This window comes from Serratia sp. AS12 (genome assembly GCF_000214195.1).
GTDB lineage: Bacteria > Pseudomonadota > Gammaproteobacteria > Enterobacterales > Enterobacteriaceae > Serratia > Serratia plymuthica.
Genome location: NC_015566.1, coordinates 1358076 through 1381449 on the forward strand (window position 1 = coordinate 1358076; position 23374 = coordinate 1381449).

At 54.8% G+C, this 23374-nt stretch carries 20 protein-coding genes, 5 tRNA genes and 4 other RNA genes; 25 read left to right on the forward strand and 4 right to left on the reverse strand.

Features of this window, described 5'->3' with window-relative positions:
- Positions 1-9: 9 nt before the first annotated feature.
- The 3 genes from odhB (at position 10) to sucD (ending at position 3386) form a co-directional block, all read left to right on the forward strand.
- Positions 10-1230, forward strand: coding sequence for a 2-oxoglutarate dehydrogenase complex dihydrolipoyllysine-residue succinyltransferase (gene odhB / locus SERAS12_RS06280; RefSeq protein ID WP_013811923.1), 1221 nt, complete (start codon positions 10-12; stop codon positions 1228-1230).
- Between the two features lie 117 nt (positions 1231-1347).
- The gene (gene sucC, locus SERAS12_RS06285; protein WP_004949756.1) at positions 1348-2514 is read left to right on the forward strand and encodes an ADP-forming succinate--CoA ligase subunit beta; all 1167 of its coding nucleotides are present in this window, start codon (positions 1348-1350) and stop codon (positions 2512-2514) included.
- Positions 2514-3386, forward strand: a complete 873-nt coding sequence (gene sucD, locus SERAS12_RS06290; RefSeq protein WP_004949757.1) for a succinate--CoA ligase subunit alpha — start codon at positions 2514-2516, stop codon at positions 3384-3386. Before sucC ends, sucD begins: the two co-directional genes overlap by 1 nt.
- 65 nt (positions 3387-3451) lie before the next feature.
- Here the strand turns inward: sucD and SERAS12_RS06295 are convergent, their stop codons facing one another.
- Entirely contained in the window at positions 3452-5350 is a 1899-nt protein-coding gene (locus SERAS12_RS06295) for a bifunctional UDP-sugar hydrolase/5'-nucleotidase (protein WP_013811924.1), read from the reverse strand.
- Positions 5351-6033: 683 nt separating this feature from the next.
- Between SERAS12_RS06295 and cydA the strand changes: the two genes are divergently transcribed.
- From cydA to pnuC, 22 genes are all read left to right on the forward strand, one after another.
- Entirely contained in the window at positions 6034-7602 is a 1569-nt protein-coding gene (gene cydA, locus SERAS12_RS06300) for a cytochrome ubiquinol oxidase subunit I (RefSeq protein WP_013811925.1), read from the forward strand.
- 14 nt (positions 7603-7616) lie between these two features.
- Positions 7617-8756: a cytochrome d ubiquinol oxidase subunit II gene (gene cydB / locus SERAS12_RS06305; RefSeq protein WP_013811926.1), complete on the forward strand. Its 1140-nt coding sequence runs from the start codon at positions 7617-7619 to the stop codon at positions 8754-8756.
- A 17-nt stretch (positions 8757-8773) separates the two neighbouring features.
- The gene (gene cydX / locus SERAS12_RS25385) at positions 8774-8887 is read left to right on the forward strand and encodes a cytochrome bd-I oxidase subunit CydX (protein WP_004949761.1); all 114 of its coding nucleotides are present in this window, start codon (positions 8774-8776) and stop codon (positions 8885-8887) included.
- A complete protein-coding gene (gene ybgE, locus SERAS12_RS06310) occupies positions 8887-9183 on the forward strand; it encodes a cyd operon protein YbgE (RefSeq protein WP_013811927.1) in 297 nt (98 codons plus the stop codon). Before cydX ends, ybgE begins: the two co-directional genes overlap by 1 nt.
- A 130-nt stretch (positions 9184-9313) precedes the next feature.
- The gene (gene ybgC / locus SERAS12_RS06315) at positions 9314-9718 is read left to right on the forward strand and encodes a tol-pal system-associated acyl-CoA thioesterase (RefSeq protein WP_013811928.1); all 405 of its coding nucleotides are present in this window, start codon (positions 9314-9316) and stop codon (positions 9716-9718) included.
- Positions 9715-10398, forward strand: coding sequence for a Tol-Pal system protein TolQ (tolQ, locus tag SERAS12_RS06320; RefSeq protein WP_006324117.1), 684 nt, complete (start codon positions 9715-9717; stop codon positions 10396-10398). Before ybgC ends, tolQ begins: the two co-directional genes overlap by 4 nt.
- Before the next feature lie 12 nt (positions 10399-10410).
- Positions 10411-10839, forward strand: a complete 429-nt coding sequence (gene tolR, locus SERAS12_RS06325; protein ID WP_013811929.1) for a colicin uptake protein TolR — start codon at positions 10411-10413, stop codon at positions 10837-10839.
- Positions 10840-10920: 81 nt separating this feature from the next.
- Positions 10921-12258, forward strand: coding sequence for a cell envelope integrity protein TolA (gene tolA, locus SERAS12_RS06330; protein ID WP_013811930.1), 1338 nt, complete (start codon positions 10921-10923; stop codon positions 12256-12258).
- A gap of 133 nt (positions 12259-12391) precedes the next feature.
- Entirely contained in the window at positions 12392-13684 is a 1293-nt protein-coding gene (gene tolB, locus SERAS12_RS06335) for a Tol-Pal system beta propeller repeat protein TolB (RefSeq protein WP_004949773.1), read from the forward strand.
- Positions 13685-13728: 44 nt separating this feature from the next.
- Positions 13729-14244: a peptidoglycan-associated lipoprotein Pal gene (gene pal, locus SERAS12_RS06340; protein ID WP_013811931.1), complete on the forward strand. Its 516-nt coding sequence runs from the start codon at positions 13729-13731 to the stop codon at positions 14242-14244.
- A 9-nt stretch (positions 14245-14253) separates the two neighbouring features.
- A complete protein-coding gene (cpoB, locus tag SERAS12_RS06345; protein ID WP_013811932.1) occupies positions 14254-15051 on the forward strand; it encodes a cell division protein CpoB in 798 nt (265 codons plus the stop codon).
- Between the two features lie 178 nt (positions 15052-15229).
- Positions 15230-15305: transfer RNA gene (locus tag SERAS12_RS06350), tRNA-Lys, on the forward strand.
- 32 nt (positions 15306-15337) lie between these two features.
- Positions 15338-15413: transfer RNA gene (locus tag SERAS12_RS06355), tRNA-Val, on the forward strand.
- A 7-nt stretch (positions 15414-15420) separates the two neighbouring features.
- Positions 15421-15496, forward strand: a tRNA-Lys gene (locus SERAS12_RS06360).
- Positions 15497-15510: 14 nt separating this feature from the next.
- Positions 15511-15632, forward strand: a non-coding RNA gene (locus SERAS12_RS25390) — RtT sRNA.
- A 71-nt stretch (positions 15633-15703) separates the two neighbouring features.
- A tRNA-Lys gene (locus SERAS12_RS06365) sits at positions 15704-15779 on the forward strand.
- Positions 15780-15792: 13 nt separating this feature from the next.
- Positions 15793-15914, forward strand: a non-coding RNA gene (locus tag SERAS12_RS25395) — RtT sRNA.
- Positions 15915-15972: 58 nt separating this feature from the next.
- Positions 15973-16048 (forward strand) — tRNA-Lys (locus tag SERAS12_RS06370).
- Between the two features lie 43 nt (positions 16049-16091).
- A non-coding RNA gene (locus SERAS12_RS25400) (RtT sRNA) lies at positions 16092-16221 on the forward strand.
- Positions 16222-16264: 43 nt separating this feature from the next.
- Positions 16265-16394: non-coding RNA, RtT sRNA (locus tag SERAS12_RS25405), on the forward strand.
- Between the two features lie 246 nt (positions 16395-16640).
- Positions 16641-17702, forward strand: a complete 1062-nt coding sequence (nadA, locus tag SERAS12_RS06375; protein ID WP_013811933.1) for a quinolinate synthase NadA — start codon at positions 16641-16643, stop codon at positions 17700-17702.
- Positions 17703-17728: 26 nt separating this feature from the next.
- Complete coding sequence (gene pnuC / locus SERAS12_RS06380; RefSeq protein WP_013811934.1) at positions 17729-18454, forward strand: nicotinamide riboside transporter PnuC; 726 nt, start codon at positions 17729-17731, stop codon at positions 18452-18454.
- A 37-nt stretch (positions 18455-18491) separates the two neighbouring features.
- On the opposite strand, the gene zitB is transcribed toward pnuC, so the two are convergent.
- Genes zitB through SERAS12_RS06395 form a run of 3 tightly spaced genes read right to left on the reverse strand, consistent with a single transcriptional unit; the run spans position 18492 to position 23271 of the window.
- Positions 18492-19454, reverse strand: a complete 963-nt coding sequence (zitB, locus tag SERAS12_RS06385; RefSeq protein WP_013811935.1) for a CDF family zinc transporter ZitB — start codon at positions 19452-19454, stop codon at positions 18492-18494.
- On the reverse strand, positions 19454-22669 hold the full coding sequence (locus SERAS12_RS06390; RefSeq protein WP_013811936.1) for an ATP-binding protein: 3216 nt from the start codon (positions 22667-22669) through the stop codon (positions 19454-19456). Before SERAS12_RS06390 ends, zitB begins: the two co-directional genes overlap by 1 nt.
- Positions 22666-23271, reverse strand: a complete 606-nt coding sequence (locus tag SERAS12_RS06395) for a response regulator transcription factor (protein ID WP_013811937.1) — start codon at positions 23269-23271, stop codon at positions 22666-22668. The genes SERAS12_RS06390 and SERAS12_RS06395 overlap by 4 nt, the downstream gene beginning before the upstream one ends.
- Positions 23272-23374 lie beyond the last annotated feature (103 nt).

Below are 23374 nucleotides of genomic sequence, written 5' to 3' on the forward strand. Positions count from 1 at the left end.
GAAAGCTAAATGAGTAGCGTAGATATTCTGGTTCCTGACCTTCCTGAATCGGTTGCCGATGCGACCGTAGCCACCTGGCACAAGAAACCAGGCGACAGCGTCCAGCGTGACGAAGTTCTGGTTGAAATCGAAACTGACAAAGTTGTGTTGGAAGTGCCGGCCAGCGAAGCAGGTATTCTTGATGCGATCGTGGAAGAAGAGGGCGCAACCGTGCTTTCTCGCCAGATCCTCGGCCGTATTCGCCCGGGCGATAGCTCTGGCAAGCCGACCGAAGAGAAAAGCCAGGCTAAAGAAGCCACTCCGGCACAGCGCGCAACCGCCAGCCTGGAAGAAGAGAGCAACGATGCACTCAGCCCGGCGATCCGCCGTCTGATTGCCGAACACGATCTCGATGCTGCAGCCATCAAAGGCAGCGGCGTGGGTGGCCGCATCACTCGCGAAGACGTGGAAGCGCATCTGGCTAACGGCAAGAAAGCCGACAAGCCGGCCGCAGCTGCAGTTGAAGCCGCACCGCAGCCTGCCCTGAGCAACCGCAGCGAAAAACGCGTGCCGATGACCCGTCTGCGCAAGCGCGTGGCAGAGCGTTTGTTGGAAGCGAAGAACAGCACTGCGATGCTGACTACCTTCAATGAAATCAACATGCAGCCGATCATGGACCTGCGCAAGCAGTACGGTGAAGCTTTCGAAAAACGCCACGGTGTACGTCTGGGCTTCATGTCCTTCTACATCAAGGCGGTGGTTGAAGCGCTGAAACGCTTCCCGGAAGTGAACGCTTCCATTGATGGTACTGATGTGGTCTACCACAACTATTTCGATATCAGCATTGCGGTATCTACCCCACGCGGCCTGGTGACCCCGGTACTGCGCGATGTAGACAGCATGAGCATGGCGGACATCGAGAAGAAAATCAAAGAGCTGGCGGTCAAAGGCCGTGACGGCAAATTGACCGTGGAAGAACTGACCGGCGGTAACTTCACCATTACCAACGGCGGCGTATTCGGTTCACTGATGTCTACCCCGATCATCAACCCACCGCAGAGCGCGATCCTGGGCATGCACGCCATTAAAGATCGCCCAATGGCGGTGAATGGCCAGGTTGTGATCCAGCCAATGATGTATCTGGCACTTTCTTACGATCACCGCTTGATCGACGGCAAAGAGTCCGTTGGTTACCTGGTGACGGTGAAAGAGATGCTGGAAGATCCGGCTCGTCTGCTGCTGGACGTATAACCCTGATGGGCGCGGTACGCCGCGCCCACACTCTGTGCTATGTGGCCGACAAAAGTCATGCGGTTTTCCGCCAAAATGGCTCGGCTAAAACCTTCAGAACTGAATGGATAGAACATCATGAATTTACACGAATATCAGGCAAAACAGCTGTTTGCTCGGTATGGCATGCCGGCACCAACCGGTTACGCCTGTACCACACCGCGTGAAGCAGAAGAAGCCGCATCCAAAATCGGCTCCGGCCCGTGGGTGGTAAAATGTCAGGTTCATGCTGGCGGTCGCGGTAAAGCTGGCGGCGTTAAAGTGGTTAACAGCAAAGAAGACATCCGTGCTTTCGCTGAAGCCTGGCTGGGCAAGCGTCTGGTGACCTACCAGACTGACGCGCTGGGCCAACCGGTCCACCAGATCCTGGTAGAAGCGGCGACCGACATCGATAAAGAACTGTATCTGGGTGCGGTAGTTGACCGTGCAAGCCGTCGCGTGGTGTTTATGGCATCCACCGAAGGTGGCGTTGAGATTGAAAAAGTTGCGGAAGAAACCCCGGAACTGATCCACAAAATGACCATCGACCCACTGGCAGGCCCACAGCCTTACCAGGGCCGTGAGTTGGCCTTCAAACTGGGTCTGACCGGCAAGCAAGTCGGTCAGTTCGCCAAGATCTTCATGGGTTTGGCGACCTTGTTCCTGGAGCGCGACCTGGCGATGGTTGAGATCAACCCGCTGGTAGTCACCAAGCAGGGCGATCTGATCTGCCTGGACGGCAAACTGGGTGCCGACGGCAACGCACTGTTCCGCCAGTCTGAACTGCGTGAAATGCGTGACCCTTCTCAGGAAGATGAGCGTGAATCCCGCGCTGCACAGTGGGAGCTGAACTACGTTGCTCTCGACGGCAACATCGGTTGCATGGTTAACGGCGCAGGTCTGGCGATGGGTACCATGGACATCGTTAAACTGCACGGCGGCGAACCGGCCAACTTCCTCGACGTAGGCGGCGGCGCGACCAAAGAGCGCGTGACTGAAGCGTTCAAAATCATCCTGTCTGACGACAAGGTGAAAGCGGTTCTGGTTAACATTTTCGGTGGTATCGTACGCTGCGATCTGATCGCCGACGGCATCATTGGCGCAGTCGCCGAAGTGGGCGTTAACGTCCCTGTGGTCGTGCGTCTGGAAGGGAACAATGCCGAACTGGGCGCCAAGAAACTGGCGGACAGCGGTCTGAATATCATTGCTGCGACCAGCCTGACTGATGCGGCTCAGCAAGTTGTTGCGGCAGTGGAGGGTAAATAATGTCCATTTTAATCGATAAGAACACCAAAGTAATTTGCCAGGGCTTCACCGGTAGCCAGGGGACCTTCCACTCCGAGCAGGCTATCGCTTACGGCACTAAAATGGTCGGTGGCGTTACGCCGGGCAAAGGCGGCACTCAACACCTGGGTCTGCCGGTGTTCAACACCGTGCGTGAAGCGGTCGAAGCTACCGGCGCTACTGCGTCCGTGATCTACGTACCTGCGCCGTTCTGCAAAGACTCCATTCTGGAAGCTATCGATGCAGGCATCAAACTGATCATCACCATCACCGAAGGCATCCCTACGCTGGATATGCTGACCGTGAAAGTGAAGCTGGATGAAGCCGGCGTGCGCATGATTGGCCCGAACTGCCCAGGCGTTATCACTCCGGGCGAGTGCAAAATCGGCATCATGCCAGGCCACATCCACCTGCCGGGCAAAGTGGGCATCGTTTCCCGCTCTGGCACCCTGACCTATGAAGCGGTTAAGCAAACCACCGATACCGGTCTGGGCCAGTCTACCTGTGTGGGCATCGGCGGCGACCCGATCCCAGGCTCCAACTTCATCGATATCCTGAAAATGTTCCAGGAAGATCCGCAGACTGAAGCGATTGTGATGATCGGCGAGATCGGCGGTAGCGCGGAAGAAGAAGCTGCAGCTTACATCAAAGAACACGTCACCAAGCCGGTTGTTGGCTACATTGCCGGCGTTACTGCGCCGAAAGGCAAACGTATGGGCCACGCAGGCGCCATCATCGCCGGCGGCAAAGGCACTGCGGATGAAAAATTCGCAGCGCTGGAAGCGGCCGGGGTTAAAACCGTACGCAGCCTGGCTGACATCGGTGAAGCGGTAAAAGCGGTATTGAACCGCTGATACGGCAATAGTCTCTCGACATGATTGGCCACCCTTTTGGGTGGCCTTTTTTATGGAAAGGGGGGTCAGAAGCTGTTGAGCGCCTTGATCAGCGCGATGCGATCCTGCAGACGTTGTTTTTGCATTGCGTCGTTGCTGTTTCCCCGTTGCTTTTCGAGCGAGGAGAGGGCGGCGTTATAGCCGGCGGCGTCACTGAATAATGCGTCTTTGACGTTGATTGATGCCACGTTGGTATAACGGCCGTCATCGGTGGTAGGGACGCGGATGATACCTTGATTTAACAGACTTTTGACGATCGCCCGTTGGGGTTCATAGCCTTCCATGCCTACCAGTTTCCAGCGTTGTTGCGGCAGCCCTTGATATTGTCCTTTTTTCACTTCCGTCAGATAACGCAGGGTGAGATTGCGGATGGTGCCTTCCTCTTCGCCGTATTGCGCCTTGCTGTCGGACAGAACCGGGAAGGATTGCCCCTCCAGCGCGCCGCCTTTTTGCGTCAGATGCCCCATGCGATAACTGTTCATGCCCAGACGAATCGGCATCTTGTCGGTAACCGGGGTGCCATCGGTCAGGCGTAAATCGGTAATGCGCGAACCGGCGGGTTGGCGCAGATCGATGCTGTAGGTGACGCCGTCGAAAAAGTCGTTGGTGGAGTATTTGGAGGAGCGACGCGCCGGGTTAAAGCTGTAGGTAACATCACCGGGCTTAAGCTGGTTAAAGTAACCGGCGGACCATTCCATATACTGTTTTAACGCTTTGCCGTTGAGCTGATAAACGGTGATTTCACCGCCGGCGTATTGATAGTTAAACGCAATGTCCTTGGCCTTGATTTCACCGACATCGAGTTTGGCGGAGTCATTATCGATTTGCAGCGCGATCACCTGCGCCTGCGGCGCGTAATAACGGGCGGCTTGCTGGAACAGGGCGCTGATACCGGTATCCTGAATATGCACTTGCGGAATACCCTTGATCTCGTCGATAGGCACCAGATCGCTGCCGGTCAGCGTCGCTACCACCCGATTGGCATTGGTGCGCAGGATATCGTGATACGGCTGGTAGAGGGCCAGCATGCCGCTGTCGGGCGTGATGCCCTTAATCAGGTAGGTAAAACTGTCTTTATTGATCAGGGCGAACTTGCCGTCGCGCCGTTCGAACTGCAGATCGATGCGCGATAGTGCGCGGCCATATTTATCCGGCTCGGTAATAATGACGCCGTTGACCACCGCCTTGTCGATTTTTACATGCATATGCCCGGCAACGATCGCGGCCAGCTGCGGGTTGGCGTTGGCAATGTCGGCCACGCCGGTGCCTGGCCGCTGGTTTTCGTTATCGATACCCATATGCGCCACCAGAACGATGGCGTCGACCTGGCCGTCAATCTCGCTGATTACGTTCTTCACCGCTTGCACAGGGTCGGTAAAGTTCAGCCCTTTGGTGCGATCGGTGCCTTTGGCAAACTCTGCGGTCATGGGCGTATCCATGCCGATAATGCCGATTTTAACGCCCTGGCGTTCGATAATTTTGTACGCCGGCAGGAACGGCTTGCCGTTATCCCAGAATATATTGCCCGCCAGCGCGGTGCCTTCAAACTGTTTGAGTGGCGTCGCCAGCACTGGCAGACCGAAATCAAACTCGTGGTTGCCCATCACCCAGACGTCGTACTTGAGTGCGTTGAAGCCCAGCATCATTGGGCTGATGGCCTCATGTTTGAAGGTTTCGACAAAGTTGCCCTGAATGGTGTCGCCAGCGTCAACCAGGATCAGGTTGGGCTGCTCGGCGCGCAGCTTTTTAATCTGAGTGGCGATCTGGCTCAGGCTGCCTGCCAGGTTTTCGGTATCGCTGGCGTAGTCCCAGGGCACGAAGGTACCGTGCAGGTCAGAGGTGCCCAGCAACGTAATATTCACCGTTTCCGCGGCGATGGCGCTCCCTGAGAGTCCAAGAACAGAGGCAAAAAGAATTTTTTTCATAAGTTATTGTAGGCCAAAGATTTTTTATACAAGATTCTATTTTGCTACAAAAATGCAACCTTTACGATCAAATAGCTAAAAATAGACTAATATTGGAGAGAGTTTTTTACTTTTGTGACTGAAATCACTGTGTTCGATTATTGGAAATAAAAAGTTAATTATGTCGCATAATAAGCGCGTAACAATACAATGGCACCGCTTTTAAATTACATTTATTTAACACAAAAATATCATTAAAAAACAATTAAACCATTACGCAACATGACCCTAAGAAAATTATGAGAAATGTGCTGATGAATATGGAAATAATACTGAGATAGGCTTAAATTGTTTTGGATCAAATTAGCCTGAAGTCCCTCTTTTGGCCAGGATTTGACCTGTAACCAAAAGTCTAACCCACATCACGCAAAAACCTATTTATTGTGTGGGATTGGGCGAGTATCATCCATGTTGTGATTATGGATGGTTGATCTTGTTGCATTTGTTACCCGTTGTCAGTTTTCAGTGGTGTGCTTGACGTTGGCCCGCGTGGCTTTGCGGTGAGTGTGCGGTTGAAAGCGGAGAAGCTGGATCAAATTTGTTGTTTTTAAGGGCATTCACTGCGGGGCGTTGCCGGTGTCTTCGAAAGAAGTATTACCGATAACCGCATGTCGGAGTCTTCCTGCGAGGAGCAAGGAGTCAAGATGTTTGATATTGTCGAACTGTCGCGCTTACAGTTTGCTTTAACGGCGATGTACCATTTCTTATTTGTCCCATTAACGCTAGGCATGGCGTTTTTGCTGGCAATTATGGAAACGGTATATGTGCTGTCTGGCAAACAGATCTATAAAGATATGACCAAATTCTGGGGCAAGTTATTTGCAATTAACTTTGCTCTGGGTGTGGCCACCGGTTTGACCATGGAGTTCCAGTTCGGGACCAACTGGTCATATTTCTCCCATTACGTCGGTGATATTTTCGGGGCCCCGCTGGCCATCGAAGGTCTGATGGCGTTCTTCCTGGAATCGACGCTGGTCGGGCTGTTCTTCTTCGGCTGGGATCGTCTGAGCAAAGTGCAGCACATGGCGGTAACCTGGTTTGTAGCGCTGGGCTCGAACTTCTCCGCACTGTGGATCCTGGTTGCCAACGGCTGGATGCAGAACCCGATCGCCTCTGACTTCAACTTCGAAACCATGCGCATGGAGATGCTCAGCTTCTCCGAGTTGGTGCTCAACCCGGTTGCTCAGGTGAAGTTTGTGCACACCGTGGCTGCCGGCTACACCTGTGGTGCGATGTTCGTTCTGGGTATCAGCTCTTACTACCTGTTGAAAGGCCGCGATGTCGCCTTTGCCAAGCGCTCCTTCGCCATTGCCGCCAGTTTCGGTATGGCTGCCGTATTGTCCGTTATCGTGCTGGGTGATGAATCCGGTTACGAAATGGGCGACGTGCAGAAAACCAAGCTGGCCGCTATCGAAGCCGAGTGGGAAACCCAACCGGCACCGGCCGCCTTTACCCTGTTCGGGATCCCGAATCAGGATAAAATGGAAAACTCCTACGCGATTCAAATCCCTTACGCGCTCGGGCTGATTGCGACTCGCTCAACGGACACCCAGGTCACCGGCCTGAAAGATCTGATGGCGCAGCATGAAGTGCGTATCCGCAACGGCATGAAAGCCTACCAACTGCTCGAAGAGTTGCGTGGCGGCAATACCGATCCGGCCGTGCGTGCCGAATTCAATAAAGCCAAACAGGATCTGGGCTACGGTCTGTTGCTGAAACGTTATACCCCGAACGTCACCGACGCGACGGAAGCGCAGATCCAGCAAGCGACCAAAGACTCCATCCCACGCGTGGCGCCGCTGTACTTCGCCTTCCGCATCATGGTGGCCTGTGGCGTGCTGATGCTGTTTATCATCGGTCTGTCGTTCTGGAGCGTGATTCGCGGGCGCATCGGTCAGAGAAAATGGCTGCATCGTGCGGCGCTGTATGGCTTGCCGCTGCCCTGGATTGCGATTGAAGCCGGCTGGTTTGTGGCTGAATACGGTCGTCAACCTTGGGCGATCGGTGAGGTGCTGCCGACGGCTGTCGCCAACTCTTCACTGACTGCGGGCGACATTCTGTTCTCGATGGGGCTGATTTGCGGCTTGTACACCCTGTTCCTGGTGGCTGAGATGTACCTGATGTTCAAATTTGCGCGTCTGGGTCCAAGCAGCCTGAAAACTGGCCGCTACCACTTTGAACAACCGACTGCCGCCGTGCAGGAAGCGCGCTAAACAGGAGTCCACGTATGTTTGACTATGAAGTACTGCGATTTATCTGGTGGGCTCTGATTGGCGTACTGCTGATCGGTTTCGCCGTCACCGACGGTTTCGACATGGGCGTTGGCATCCTGCTGCGCATTATCGGCAAAACCGATACCGAGCGTCGGGTGATGATCAACTCTATCGCTCCGCACTGGGACGGTAACCAGGTGTGGCTGATCACCGCAGGTGGCGCGCTGTTCGCTGCCTGGCCGATGGTCTACGCGGCGGCGTTCTCCGGTTTCTATGTCGCGATGATCCTGGTGCTGTCAGCCTTGTTCTTCCGCCCAGTCGGTTTTGACTACCGTTCGAAGCTGGAAAATAGCCGCTGGCGCAACATGTGGGACTGGGGCATTTTCATCGGCAGCTTCGTGCCGGCCGTGGTGTTCGGCGTAGCGTTCGGCAACCTGTTGCAGGGCGTGCCGTTCCACATGGACGAATACATGCGTCTGTTCTACACCGGCAACTTCTTCCAACTGCTGAACCCGTTTGGCTTGTTGGCGGGTGTGGTCAGTCTGACCATGTTGGTGACGCAAGGGGCAACGTATCTGCAGATGCGTACCTCCGGCGAAATCCACCTGCGCGCACGCGCTGCGGCGCAGATCTCCACGCTGGTGATGGCGGTATTCTTCCTGTTGGGGGGGGTATGGCTGGTGAAAGGCATCGATGGGTATGTGATTACCTCGGCGCTGAATACTATGGCGGAGTCTAATCCGATGCGTAAAGAAGTGGCGCATCAGGCGGGTGCCTGGTTGATTAACTTCAACAAGTACCCGGCGCTGTGGGCGCTGCCTGCGTTGGGCGTAGTGCTGCCGTTGTTCACCGCGCTGTTCTCGCGCTTGCAGAAAGACGCGTTGGCCTTCGTGTCTTCATCACTGACCATTGCCTGTGTGATCCTGACTGCCGGGGTAACCATGTTCCCGTTCGTGATGCCATCGAGCACCGTGCCTAACGTTAGCCTGACCATGTGGGACGCGACGTCCAGCCTGTTTACGCTAGAAGTGATGACCGTTGTTGCGGCGATCTTCGTGCCTATCGTTCTGGCGTACACCAGTTGGTCGTACTACAAAATGTTTGGCCGTCTCGACAAGAACTTCATCGAGAACAACAAGCATTCGCTGTATTAAGGATAAGGAGCTAAACCATGTGGTATTTTGCCTGGATTCTCGGAACGCTTCTTGCCTGCGCCTTCGGCATCATCACGGCGCTGGCGCTTGAGCATCACGAAGATTCAAAAGCACAGCAAGACGGTAAGTGATGAGTTCGTCATTAACCGACAAGCTGTACGCCGTGACTGACAAGGGCCCGGTTCGGGCCCTTTCACTGGCATTGGCGTTGATTTTGGCGGGCTGTATTTTCTGGGATCCGACCCGCTTTGCGGCGAAGACCAGCTCGCTGGAGATTTGGGAAGGCCTGCTGCTTATTTGGGCGGTGTGCACCGGCATGATTCACGGCGTTGGGTTTCGGCCACAGCGTTCGTTATGGCGCGCTTTTTTTGCGCCACTTCCGGCAATTGTGATCTTGGCCGCAGGATTACTTTACGTTTCTTTATAATCTCTGTTATATCCCCGTGTTATGGGCCGTTCCGGCCCATAATTATTTTCGTTCCCTTCTTGTAACCCATTCCCAACCCGATCCGTCTTGCGTATAGTAGCACCGTTAAATTGCATTGCTGGGAAGTAGAGTGAGTAATACGTTGTTTCGATGGCCGGTTCGCGTTTACTACGAGGATACCGATGCCAGTGGTGTGGTCTATCACGCCCGCTATGTCGCCTTTTTTGAAAGAGCGCGCACCGAGATGCTGCGTCACCACAACTTTCATCAACAGCAGCTGCTCAGTGAACATATCGCTTTCGTAGTCCGGCGCATGACGGTGGATTATCTGGTTCCGGCTCGTCTCGACGAACAGCTGGAAGTACAGAGTGAAATCACCTCAATGCGCGGGGCTTCTCTCACGTTTGCTCAACGTATTGTCAATTCTGACGGAACTCTTTTGAGTCAGGCCGATGTGTTGATTGCATGCATTGATCCACACCAAATGAAGCCGATAGCGCTTCCTAAGTCTATTGTCGCGGAGTTTAAGCAGTGAATGAGATGAACATCCTAGATTTATTCTTGAAGGCAAGCCTGCTGGTTAAGCTTATCATGTTGATTTTGATATGCTTCTCAGTGGCCTCCTGGGCGATCATCATTCAGCGCACCCGCATCCTTAATGCGGCCACGCGTGACGCCGAGGCCTTTGAAGACAAATTCTGGTCCGGTATTGAACTTTCCCGTCTGTATCAGGAAAGCCAGGCACGTCGCGATAGCCTGACCGGCTCCGAACAAATTTTCCATTCTGGTTTCAAAGAATTTGCTCGCTTGCACCGCGCTAACAACCATGCGCCGGAATCGGTGATCGAAGGCGCGTCACGTGCTATGCGCATCTCGATGAACCGCGAGCTGGAAACGCTGGAAAACCACATTCCTTTCCTCGGCACCGTGGGGTCGATCAGTCCGTATATCGGTTTGTTCGGCACCGTGTGGGGGATTATGCACGCCTTTATCGCACTGGGTGCGGTGAAACAGGCCACGCTGCAAATGGTAGCACCGGGTATCGCCGAAGCACTGATCGCAACCGCCATCGGTTTGTTCGCCGCTATCCCGGCCGTTATGGCCTATAACCGCCTCAACCAGCGCGTCAACAAGCTTGAGCAGAATTACGACAACTTTATGGAAGAGTTCACCGCTATTCTGCATCGTCAGGCCTTCTCCAGCGACAGCAAATAAGTAGGAGGTAGCATGGCGAGAGTTCGTGGACGCAATCGGCGCGAGCTGAAGTCCGAAATTAACATAGTGCCGTTGCTCGACGTGTTGCTGGTGCTGTTGCTGATCTTTATGGCAACCGCGCCGATCATCACCCAGAGCGTTGAGGTCTCCCTGCCGGACGCCACCGATTCCAAGGCGGTGTCCAGTGACGATAATCCGCCGGTGATCCTCGAGGTTTCCGGTGTCGGTCAATATACGCTGGTGGTGGATCACAACCGCATGGAGTTGTTGCCGCCGGAGCAGGTTGCAGCCGAAGCCAAGTCGCGTTTAGCGGCTAACCCGAAGACGGTCTTTTTGATCGGCGGGGCGAAGGAAGTACCCTACGATGAGATTATCAAGGCATTGAATATTCTCCATCAGGCGGGCGTCGCTTCCGTGGGGCTGATGACCCAGCCAATCTGACCCTGAGGTTAGAGGCAACCCGGTTCCTGTGCTCAGGCGCAGGAACCCCGTATAAGCAACACCAGTTTTTGGGAATCTATTTTGGTAAAGGCAACTGAGCAAAACGATAAGCTGAACCGCGCCGTTATTGTTTCGGTCGTTCTGCACTTCATATTGATTGCCCTGCTGATTTGGGGATCGCTGCAAGAAAACGTCAACATGGACAGCGCCGGCGGTGGCGGCGAGGGTTCGGTTGTCGGTGCAGTGATGGTCGATCCTGGGGCAGTGGTGGAGCAGTACAACCGCCAGCAACAGCAGAGTAACGACGCGCAGCGTGCTGAAAAGCAGCGCCAGAAAAAAGCGGAGCAACAGGCCGAAGAACTTCAGCAGAAGCAGGCGGCGGAACAACAGCGCCTGAAAGAGCTGGAGAAAGAGCGTTTGACCGCGCAAGAAAAAGCGGCGCAGGACGCGAAAGAACAGGCTGAACAGCAAAAGCAGGCCGCAGAGCAGCAAAAGCAAGCGGCAGAACAGCAGAAACAGGCCGCCGAGCAAGAAAAGCAGGCCGCTGAACAGCAAAAAGTGGTCGAGAAGGCTGCGGAGAAAGCCAAAGAACAACAGAAGGTAGCGGAAGCGGCCGCCGCCAAGGCCAAGGCCGAAGCGGATAAAGTTGCCAAGGCACAAGCGGACGCGCAGAAGAAAGCGGAAACTGAAGCCAAGAAAGAAGCCGCCGCCGCCGCTGCCGCCAAGAAACAGGCGGAAGAAGCGAAGAAAGCGGCTGCCGCTGAGCAAAAAGCGACTGAAGCCGCAGAGAAAAAAGCGGCTGCCGACGCCGAGAAGAAAGCCGCAGCGGAAGCTGAGAAGAAAGCTGCAGCAGAAGCCGAGAAAGCCGAGAAAAAGGCAGCTGCTGACGCCGAGAAGAAAGCGGCCGCAGAGGCTGAGAAAAAAGCGGCTGCTGCCGAGAAGGCCGCAGCCAAGAAAGCCGCAGCGGATGCCAAGAAGAAAGCTGCTGCCGAAGCTGCAGCTCAGTCCTCAGAGGTTGACGATCTCTTTGGCGGTTTGGCAGACGGTAAAAACGCGCCGAAAGGCGGCGGCGCCAAGTCTGGCGGCGCTAAGTCGAAGGGCGACGGTAAACCTGCCGGTCAGGGCAATGCCAAGACCGCAGGGGCCAGTGGGGCCGATATTAACGGTTATAAGAGCCAAATTCAGGCAGCTATAAAGAGCAAGTTCTACGGTGCTTCGGATTACAGTGGGAAAACCTGCGATCTGCGTATCCGCTTGGCTCCTGATGGTTTATTGATTAGCGTTCAGGCTGCGGGCGGCGATCCTGCCTTATGTCAGGCAGCGGTAGCAGCAGCAAAATCGGCAAATATTCCTAAACCGCCGAGCGATGCCGTTTATCAGCAATTTAAGAGTTCTATCCTTGAATTTAAACCACAGTAATGGTTGTTTGAGCTGAGTCATATCGCAGGGATGTACTAAGGTAACCAACAGGGATTATGTAGTTTTGTTTGCGTTGGTTTGTTAAAATTCTGCTAATTTATCGCAGGCATCCCGCCTGGATAAGGGAGATGAGATGAAGCAGGCATTTCGAGTAGCGTTAGGTTTTTTAATACTGTGGGCGTCCGTTCTTCATGCGGAAGTTCGCATCGAAATCACCCAAGGGGTCGACTCTGCTCGTCCGATTGGTGTGGTACCGTTTAAATGGGCAGGCCCAGGCACGCCTCCGGAAGACATTGGCAAGATTGTCGGCGCGGATTTGCGCAATAGCGGCAAATTCAACCCTATTGACGTGGCGCGCATGCCGCAGCAACCGACCTCTGCGTCTGAAGTGACGCCGGCGGCCTGGACTGCATTGGGCATTGACGCGGTCGTGGTCGGCCAGGTGCAACCTGGTGCAGACGGCGGCTACCTGATCTCCTATCAGCTGGTGGACACTTCAGGTTCACCGGGCACCGTATTGGCGCAAAACCAGTATAAAGTGACCAAACAATGGTTACGTTATTCTGCACACACCGCCAGTGATGAAGTGTTCGAGAAGCTGACCGGTATCAAGGGCGCGTTCCGTACTCGCATCGCTTACGTAGTGCAGACCAACGGCGGGAAATTCCCGTACGAGCTGCGCGTAGCGGATTACGACGGTTACAACCAGTTTGTGGTGCACCGTTCACCGGAGCCGTTGATGTCCCCGGCCTGGTCGCCGGATGGCAGCAAACTGGCGTACGTGACCTTTGAAAGCGGCCGTTCTGCGCTGGTCGTACAGACCCTGGCTAATGGCGCTATCCGTCAGATCGCTTCGTTCCCGCGTCACAACGGTGCACCGGCGTTCTCACCGGACGGCAGCCGTCTGGCCTTCGCGCTGTCTAAAAGCGGCAGCCTGAACCTGTACGTGATGAATCTCGGCTCTGGCCAGATCACGCAAATCACCGACGGGCGCAGCAACAATACCGAACCGACCTGGTTCCCGGATGGCCAGTCTCTGGCATATACCTCCGATCAGGGCGGCCGACCGCAGATTTATAAAGTCAGTGCCAGTGGCGGTGCGTCACAGCGTCTGACATGGGAAGGCTCTCAGAATCAGGATTCTGAAGTCAGCTCTGATGGTAAATTCCTGGTGATGGTGAGCTCCAATAGCGGCGCTCAGCATATCGCCAAACAAGATCTTGGATCGGGAGCCGTTCAAGTTTTAACCGGCACGTTCCTGGACGAAACGCCTAGTATTGCGCCAAATGGCACCATGGTGATCTATAGCTCCACGCAAGGTATGGGCTCCGTGCTGCAACTGGTATCGACTGATGGGCGTTTCAAAGCGCGTCTTCCGGCAACTGATGGACAGGTCAAATTCCCTGCCTGGTCGCCGTATCTGTGATGCATGTGTAAATATGTATGGCAAACTATAAAAGGATCAAAGAAATGCAACTGAACAAAGTGCTGAAAGGGCTTCTGCTGGCACTGCCAGTTCTGGCTGTAGCGGCTTGTAGTTCTAACAAAAGCGCAAACAACGACCAATCTGGTCTGGGCGCTGGCGCTGGCACTGGTACAGAAAACGGCAGCAGCAACCTGTCTTCTGAAGAACAAGCTCGTCTGCAGATGCAAGAACTGCAGAAGAACAACATTGTTTACTTCGGCCTGGACAAGTATGACGTGAGCTCCGAGTTCGCTCAGATGCTGGACGCACACTCTGCATTCCTGCGTAACAACCCGTCTTACAAAGTGACCGTTGAAGGCCACGCGGACGAACGCGGCACGCCGGAATACAACATCGCTCTGGGCGAGCGTCGTGCTAACGCAGTTAAAATGTACCTGCAAGGCAAAGGCGTTTCAGCTGACCAGATCTCTATCGTTTCTTACGGTAAAGAAAAACCAGCAGTACTGGGCCACGACGAAGCAGCTTATGCTAAAAACCGTCGCGCAGTTCTGGTTTACTAAGAGAATCGCATGAACAGTAACTTCAGACGTCACTTGTTGAGTCTGTCGTTACTGGTTGGCGTAGCGGTCCCATGGGCCGCTACTGCCCAAGCGCCAATCAGTAATGTCGGCTCCGGCTCGGTCGAAGACCGTGTCACTTCACTTGAGCGTATCTCCAATGCTCAGGGCCAGCTTTTAAACCAACTCCAGCAACAACTCTCTGACAACCAGCGCGATATTGACTCTCTCCGCGGGCAAATCCAGGAAAGCCAATATCAACTGAATCAGGTTGTTGAACGCCAAAAGCAGATCTATCAACAGATGGATAGCATCAGCCAGGGCGGCGCTCAGAGCTCCGCAGCCGCTGCGGGTGCCGCAGGTGGGGCAGCAGCGGCTGCCTCCACCGACGGCGCTGACAGCGCGCCTGCGGGCGCCTCAGCAGCACCGGCCAGTACGGGTGATGAAAACAGCGACTACAACGCCGCTGTTTCATTGGCGCTGGAAAAAAAACAGTATGATCAGGCGATCTCCGCTTTTCAGACCTTCGTAAAACAGTACCCAAAGTCTACTTATCAGCCCAACGCCAATTATTGGCTGGGGCAGTTGTTCTACAACAAGGGTAAGAAAGACGATGCGGCCTACTATTTTGCCGTCGTGGTGAAGAATTATGCAAAATCACCTAAGGCGCCGGACGCAATGTACAAGGTGGGTATCATCATGCAGGAAAAAGGGCAGGCCGATAAAGCCAAAGCCGTGTTCCAGCAGGTGATTAAACAATACCCAACCAGTGCTGCGGCCAAACAGGCGAAAAGTCGCGTTGCCGGTTAGTCAGCAAAAAAATGAGCCCAGAAATTAGTCTATCTGACCGCTTTCTGGGCTCATTCGTGTGAAGAACAAGCAGTTGAACCACTTGTTTTAAAATTTAAGTTGCGCTGCCAAGATAAATTAGTAATATATGCCGCCGTTGCCAAGACAACTTGCAAGATGTTAAAGCAGCTAGGAAATTGGGTCGTTAGCTCAGTTGGTAGAGCAGTTGACTTTTAATCAATTGGTCGCAGGTTCGAATCCCGCACGACCCACCAATTCCTGAAGTAGTAGCAGTAACCACACTAGTGGGTGATTAGCTCAGTTGGTAGAGCATCTCCTTTACACGGAGGGGGTCGGCGGTTCGAGCCCGTCATCACCCACCACTGCTGTGGGTCGTTAGCTCAGTTGGTAGAGCAGTTGACTTTTAATCAATTGGTCGCAGGTTCGAATCCCGCACGACCCACCATTTTTAGATGTGATTACGATGTGGAATCGTAAGGGTGAGAACCGTAAAGGTTCGAGTCTCGCAAAGCGAGACAACATCACGAAGTGATGGCCTGAAGGGTGAGGCTAAAAGCCGAATAATCCCGCACGACCCACCATTTCAGAGTTGTTTTTCCGCAATACAAATCCTCGGTTTTGTATTCGTAGTTCAGCAGTAAACCACGTCAGTGGGTCGTTAGCTCAGTTGGTAGAGCAGTTGACTTTTAATCAATTGGTCGCAGGTTCGAATCCCGCACGACCCACCATTTTAGACGTGATTACGACGTGGAATCGTAAGGGTGAGAACCGTAAAGGTTCGAGTCTCGCCAGGCGAGACAACATCATGAAGTGATGGCCCGAAGGGTGAGGCTAAAAGCCGAATAATCCCGCACGACCCACCATTAATATTGCAGCGAGTCTCTCTCCTGCTTACGCGTTTCAGCAGTAAACCACATCAGTGGGTCGTTAGCTCAGTTGGTAGAGCAGTTGACTTTTAATCAATTGGTCGCAGGTTCGAATCCCGCACGACCCACCATTCTTTCCGATACACCAGTATTACTCCCAAACTTAAATATCATATATCGCACGATTCGTGTGGGTGAGAGCCTGCGTTCAGGTTCGACAAAATTGCTCCGTCAATTTTGGACAGCGCTTGCGCTGGCCTGAAGGGCGAGGCCAAAGGCCGAATCAATCCCGCACGACCCACCATTCTTTCCGATACACCAGTACTACTCCCAAACTTAAATATCATATATCGCACGATTCGTGTGGGTGAGAGCCTGCGTTCAGGTTCGACAAAATTGCTCCGTCAATTTTGGACAGCGCTTGCGCTGGCCCGAAGGGCGAGGCCAAAGGCCGAATCAATCCCGCACGACCCACCATTCTTTCAGTCCGTGCACCACTTCTATAAACACGCACTTTTCACTTCCTGATAAACCGCACCTACTGAAATCGCCTTTCTTTTGTCATAATTCAATCCATTAAACATTATCATCGCAAAAATGAAAATATCAGCGGACTTTTGGCGTGTTTTTAGGTATTTTGTTTAGTATATAAAACGAGTGGCGGTTGCGAAGGGGCATACCCGGGCAGCAGACACCCAGCCTAGCACAGAGACGATTGTAGCGATGAGTGAAATGTTTGATGTCAATGCGGCGGTGTATCCGTTCCCGCCCAAACCGGTGCCGCTGGATGTAGCGGAAAAGGCGTTTTATCGCGAGAAGATTAAAACCCTGCTCAAGCAGCGCAATGCGGTGATGGTGGCTCATTACTACACCGATCCGGAAATTCAGGCGCTGGCGGAAGAAACCGGCGGCTGCGTGGCGGATTCGCTGGAGATGGCGCGCTTTGGCAGCAATCATCCGGCCTCGACTCTGCTGGTCGCCGGCGTGCGCTTTATGGGGGAAACCGCCAAGATCCTCAGCCCGGAAAAACAGGTGCTTATGCCGACGCTGAACGCCGAGTGTTCGCTGGATCTCGGCTGCCCGGAAGAAGAGTTTCATGCATTTTGCGACAGCCACCCGGATCGCACCGTGGTGGTCTACGCTAATACCTCGGCGGCGGTAAAGGCGCGTGCGGATTGGGTGGTAACATCCAGCATCGCCGTAGAGTTGATAGAACACCTCGACAGCCTGGGCGAAAAAATCATCTGGGCGCCAGACCGCCATCTGGGCAACTATGTACAAAAGCAGACGGGCGCTGACGTACTGTGCTGGCAAGGGGCCTGTATCGTCCATGACGAGTTTAAAACCCAGGCGCTGATGCGTATGAAAGCCCTGTACCCGGAAGCGGCGATACTGGTGCATCCAGAGTCCCCACAGGCGGTGGTCGATCTGGCCGATGCGGTCGGCTCAACCAGCCAACTGATTCAGGCGGCCAAAACGCTGCCCAACCCGCAGCTGATTGTTGCCACCGATCGCGGCATTTTTTATAAGATGCAGCAGGCCTGCCCGGACAAAGAGCTGTTCGAGGCGCCAACCGCCGGTGAAGGTGCCACCTGCCGCAGTTGCGCGCACTGCCCGTGGATGGCGATGAACGGTCTTAAGGCGATTGCCGACGGGTTAGAGCAGGGCGGCGCCCTGCATGAAATCCACGTGGATGCCGCGCTGCGCGAAAAGGCGCTGATCCCGCTTAACCGGATGCTGGACTTTGCCGCGCAGTTGAAAATGCAGGTCAAAGGGAACGCTTAAGTTAACCATTTGATAAGGAAGAACAGATGAGTTTTTTCAGTACCAGCAATATATTGGTGCACATTCCGCTGGGGGCGGGCGGTTACGATCTGTCATGGATTGAAGCCATAGGTACCTTGTTCGGCCTGCTGTGCATCTGGTACGCCAGCAAAGAGAAAATCATCAACTATCTGTTCGGTCTGATTAACGTCACGCTGTTTGCGGTGATTTTCTTTCAGATCCAGCTTTACGCCAGCCTGTTGCTGCAACTGTTCTTTTTTGTCGCCAATATCTACGGTTGGTATGCCTGGAGCCGCCAAACCCAGGACAATCAGGCCGAACTGAAAATCCGATGGCTGCCGTTGCCGAAAGCGCTGGCCTGGGCAGCGGTGTGCGTTATCGGCATTGCCCTGATGACCTTCAATATCGACAGCGTCTTTGCCTGGCTGACGCAGCTTGCTGTGACAGTAATGCAGGGAATGGGCTTCAGCGTGCAAATGCCGCAGCTGCAGCCGGATGCTTTCCCGTTCTGGGATTCGGCGATGATGGTGCTGTCGATCGTGGCGATGATCCTGATGACGCGCAAATACGTGGAAAACTGGCTGTTGTGGGTGGTGATTGACGTGATCAGCGTGGCGATTTTCACCTACCAGGGCGTGTACGCCATGGCGCTGGAATACGTGATCCTGACGCTGATTGCGCTGAACGGTTCCTGGTTGTGGATCAAAAGTGCAGGTCGCAACCATTCCCTGCCGTTATCTTCCTCGCAATAACAAACGCAGAGGGCGCCAAACTGGCGCCCTCGTGATTTTAGTGGTGATGACCCAGATGTGAATGCGAGCCGGAATGTGAGTGGTCACTCGGCTCGGGGGCCCGGTTAATCCCGCAGTCCGGCGTATCACAGTGCTGATATTCCATCTGAATGGTGACATGGCCGATACGGTAGTGTTCCAGCAGATAAGCCTGAATGCGGCGCAGCAGGCCATCGTGGTCATTTGGCGGTATCACTTGCGCATGCAGCGTCATCAGTTTCTGTTCGCCAATCTGCCAGACGTGAACGTGATGAATATTGCGTACCTCAGGAATATTCAGGCACAGGTCTTTTTGCAGTTTGTTGATATCCACTTCCTGCGGTGTGCCTTCCAGCAACTCGTGAAAGCTTTCTTTCAACAGCCGCCAGGCGCTGCGTAGCACCAGACAGGACACCAGCACCGACAATATCGGGTCAATCGGCGTCCAGCCGGTGCTCAGGATCACAATGGCGGCTACGATCGCCCCCACCGAGCCCAGCAAATCCCCCAACACGTGCAATGCAGCGGCCCGCACGTTGATATTCTTCTCTTCCGTACCGCGGTGCAGCAGCCAGAAGGCGAACAGGTTAGCCAGAAGCCCCGCTATGGCGATGATCAGCATCGGTGTACCCATTACCGGCTGTGGCTCGAAGAAACGCCTTATCGCCTCCCACAGGATGAATACCACGATCACCAGCAGGGCGGCGGCATTGAGGAACGCTGCCAGCGTGGTCAGGCGCAAATAGCCGAAGGTATGGCGCGCGTTGGGTTTCCGCTGCGAAAAGTGTACGGCCATCAGCGCCACCAGCAACGCCGCAGCGTCGGTGAGCATATGGCCGGCGTCGGCCAGCAGCGCCAGCGAACCGGAAATCAACCCGCCGGCCACTTCGGCGATCATAAATACCGCAGTGACTAAAAAAGCGGTCAGTAGGCGTTTACTATTACTGTCTTTTGGCAGGTGTGCCTGTGAGGAGTCCGTCATTATTTATCCTTATGTAGGGCGAAATACAGCGCGTCAGTGCTGACCAGACCGTCCAGTTCTATCAGTATCTGTTCTACTAACGCACTCAATTCAGTATAGGCGGCCTGGGCCAACATCCCATCACGGCCGCTTTCCACCAGCAATTGGCACAGGCTTGCGGCCTCTGGCTGTTGCAACATCAGCAGGCTGCCCTTGATGCGGTGTGCGGACTGCCCAAGGCTCGGCCAGTCTTCGCCCTCTGCCGCTTTGTCAAGCCGTTGCCGGTCTTGTCGCAGTGTGGAGAGCAGCGTGGTCGCCAGGCGTTGCGCCATCTGCCGATCGTTACCGGCCATATCGGCCAGCATCCGTTGCATGTCAGTAAGGGCTAACTGCCCTTCCTGCGCCTGCGGTTGCTGCGGTAACGCCTGAGCAATGGCGGCCAGTGAAATCGGTTTGGTCAAAAAGCGATCGATAGCCACCTGTCCTTGTGGAATGCGGGTAAATTCCTGCACGTCTGCCGAACAGAGAATAATCTGGCAGGCCGGCCGCTGATATCGCTGTTCATCGCGTCGTAGTAGTCTCGCCAATGTCAGGCCGTCCGGGCGCGGCATGTTGTAATCGATAAATAACAGGTCGAATGGTTGCCTGCGGTGCGCTTTCAGCAATGCGTAACCGTGCTCGAACAGCGCGGGCTGCAGGCCGAAGTGACGCAGTTGCCGCTCCATCAGCAACAGGTTGGTGGGGTGATCGTCAATCAGCGCCACGCGCAGCGTAGGAGGGGGCAGGCTGAGCGGTTGGTCGTTCTGGCGTGGGGGGGCGGCATCTGGGGCGGCCTGGGTTACCGGGACTGAAACCTTGACTTGCGTACCGATGCCGGGCTGTGAATGCAGCTCAATCTGGCCGTCCATTTGCTCGATAATTTCCTTGCAGATAGACAGCCCCAGCCCGGTTCCCTGAACCGAGACGCGTTGTGCGCCGCGTGCGCGGTAGAAGGGTTGGAACAGCTTGCCTATCTCATCGGCGGCGATGCCACAGCCGCTATCGGTCACCGTCAACAGCAGTTCGCCCTGTTGTTTATCCTGTTCGCGCCAGCCGATATTGACCTGAATGCTGCCGCGGGGAGTGAATTTAATGGCATTATTTATCAGGTTGTTAGCCACCTGAAGTAAACGCTCACCATCAATAACAACGGCGGCAGGAAGCTGGTGGCTGGCGGTAACGCTCAAGGTTACCGGGCGTTCGCCGATCAGCGGCTGATACAGCGCGCTGATGTGGGCTATCCAGGGTTGCAGCGCCATGGCTTTTGGCACCAGCGTCAGCGATCCGGTTTCCAGCCGGGCGTAATCTTGTAGGTCATTGAGCAAATTGAGCAAGGATGACGCCGAACTGTAAATGACCGGCAGCCCCTCCGGCATCGGCTGGCGTTTCAGCTCCAGTTCCAGCAGGCCGAGGATGGCGTGCATGGGCGTGCGCAGTTCATGGCTGATGGTGGCCAGAAACTTGCTTTTCATCCGGTTCTCGGCTTCGGCATGGCGGCGTGCTTGTTCGATCACTTCACGCTCACGTTTTTCCCGCCGCTGCAAAACAAAGCGGCGCAGAGTCAGCGCCAGCAACAGCAGGATCGCTGCCGCCAGTAGCGCCAGCAGCCAGGTAGTTTGCGGTTGCATGCGGTTGTCGTTCACCGCATCAATCAGGTTGCTGCGATCGACAATCCACTCATCGCGCAGCGATTGCAGCGTTTCCGAGGGGATCTGCATCAGGTTTTTATCGAGGATAGCCAGCAGAAGCGGCTGATCTTGGCGCACGCCGAACGCCACCGGATAGGCGATATTATTGGCGGCGAACGCCAATTTTATTGCCCCGGCATAACGTGACAGAGCGATAAAGTTTGCCGAGATCACGTTATCCACCAGCGCATCCAGTTGGCCGTTGGCCAGAGCGTCATACATCGCCTTGCTGTCGGCAAAATGAATTAGCTCTTCGTTCGGCGGCACCAGCCCTTGCGCCAGATCGCCCTGCAAGACGCCGATGCGTTTGCCGGCCAGATCGCTCCAGGTAGAAATCCCGTTGGCGTACTGACCGACGTAAACCCCCCACAGTGAACGGTGAATCGGCATGCTGGCGCTGTAACGCGCCTTAACGCCACGCGCCAGCGGCAGAGCGGTGCGGAAACTGGCCTGGCCGGATAGCACCAACTGGTCTGCCTGTTCGGCGTTGCGCGCCCATAGCGGAGCAAAACGCAGCCCGGTGTTTTGCGCAATGATCTTGAGTATGTCGATCGCGTAGCCGCGCGGCTGGCCGTCGGAACCGCGATAGGCGAACGGGAAGTTATTCTCTATGGCGGCGTAATAAACGGTGCGGTGCTTTTCTACCCAGCTTTTTTCCATCTGCGTCAGATCGGCGTTGCCGGTATCGAGATAGCTGGGGATCTTTTTGCTCCAGCGGCTTTGAATGGCGTTCATCAACTCCATCGGCGCATCGGCGATAGCGACGTTGAGGGTGTCGATCAGTGCCGGGTTGTCGGCGGCGAAGACGAAAGACAGGTTACCGAGATTGACCGTGCTTTCGATCTGATAAAGCTGGCCGAGCTGCAACTGGTCAATAATAAAGCTGGCACTGGCTTCGTCGGCAATAAAGTAATCGCTGCTGCCGTTCAGCAAGGCGTACACCGCCTGCAGGTTGTTGTCATAACGCTGAACGTGGGAAGACACCGCCTTCAGCGCGTTGCCGGCCTGCATATCGGTCAGGGTACTGATTGCCACCCGTGCATCGGCGGAGTTAAGCATCACCCGGCGGTCATTGCTCCGATCGCGCAGCACGCGCAGGTTGCTGACATAGTAAGGCTGGGAGATTTTCAGATCCTCCAGCGCCTCGTTCTGCGGAATGCCGTACAGCAGATCGATAGCGCCGTTGTGCAGCGCTTGCTCGAGCTGCGCCAGATCGGCGAAACCGTAGATCTGAAAGCGAATGCCGGTGACCTGCTGGACATAACCGAGGTAGTCGGCGTTCAACCCGTACAGATCGTCATCCACAATAATGTTATAGGGGCTGGCATTCTCGCTGATGATCCCTACGCGCAGCGTTGCGTCGCGCCAGGGATTTTTCTCGCTGGCGATCAGCATGTCCGCCGGAATATTCAGGTTACTGACCAACTGATAAGACACCGGTTGCGCCGCGTACGCGACGTTGCCGAGGTTGAACAACATCGCCAGCAGCAACAGAACGCCACGCATCATGGCGCCAGCTCTCTAAATACCGCCACCAGTTCCAACAGATTGCTGGCGCCGGTTTTGCGCAGAATATTCTTCTTGTGGGTGCTGACGGTTTTGTTGCTGATGTTCAGCATCTCGGCAATTTGCAGATTGGACAGCCCCTTGCTGAGCAGGCCGAGGATCTGCAGCTCTTTGGGCGTCAGCAGCACTCCCTCTGCCGGCTGCGTTTCTTCCGCCATCGCGGCGGCGGGAAAACTCGGCTCCCCGGCCAGCACGGTTTCAATTGCCTGCACCAGTTGTTCAAGCCGGCTGCCTTTATGCACAAACCCGTTAGCGCCGGCCGCCCAGGCCATGCGGGCGTAGATCTCTTCTTCCTGCGCGGTGTAGATCAGGATCGGTTGCTGCGGGTAGTGGCGGCGGATTTTTTTCAGCAGTTGCAAGCCGTCTACCTGCGGCAGGCCGATATCCAGAATGACCAGCGAAAAATCGGCTGCGGCCAAGTGGGCCAACGCCTGAACATCATTCTGAACCGCCTGCAGGCTATAAGGGCGGGAAGACTTCATTAGCGCCGCTTCCAGTGCGACATGAACCACCGGGTGGTCATCAACTAATAACAGAGAAGGCATGGTTTGGCTCAAGTAACGGTATCCTGATCGCTAGCATAGCGAAAAAGGAGCCACTGCGCTCTCCCGATGAAACAGCACAATCTACTGATAATTTGGCCGTTCC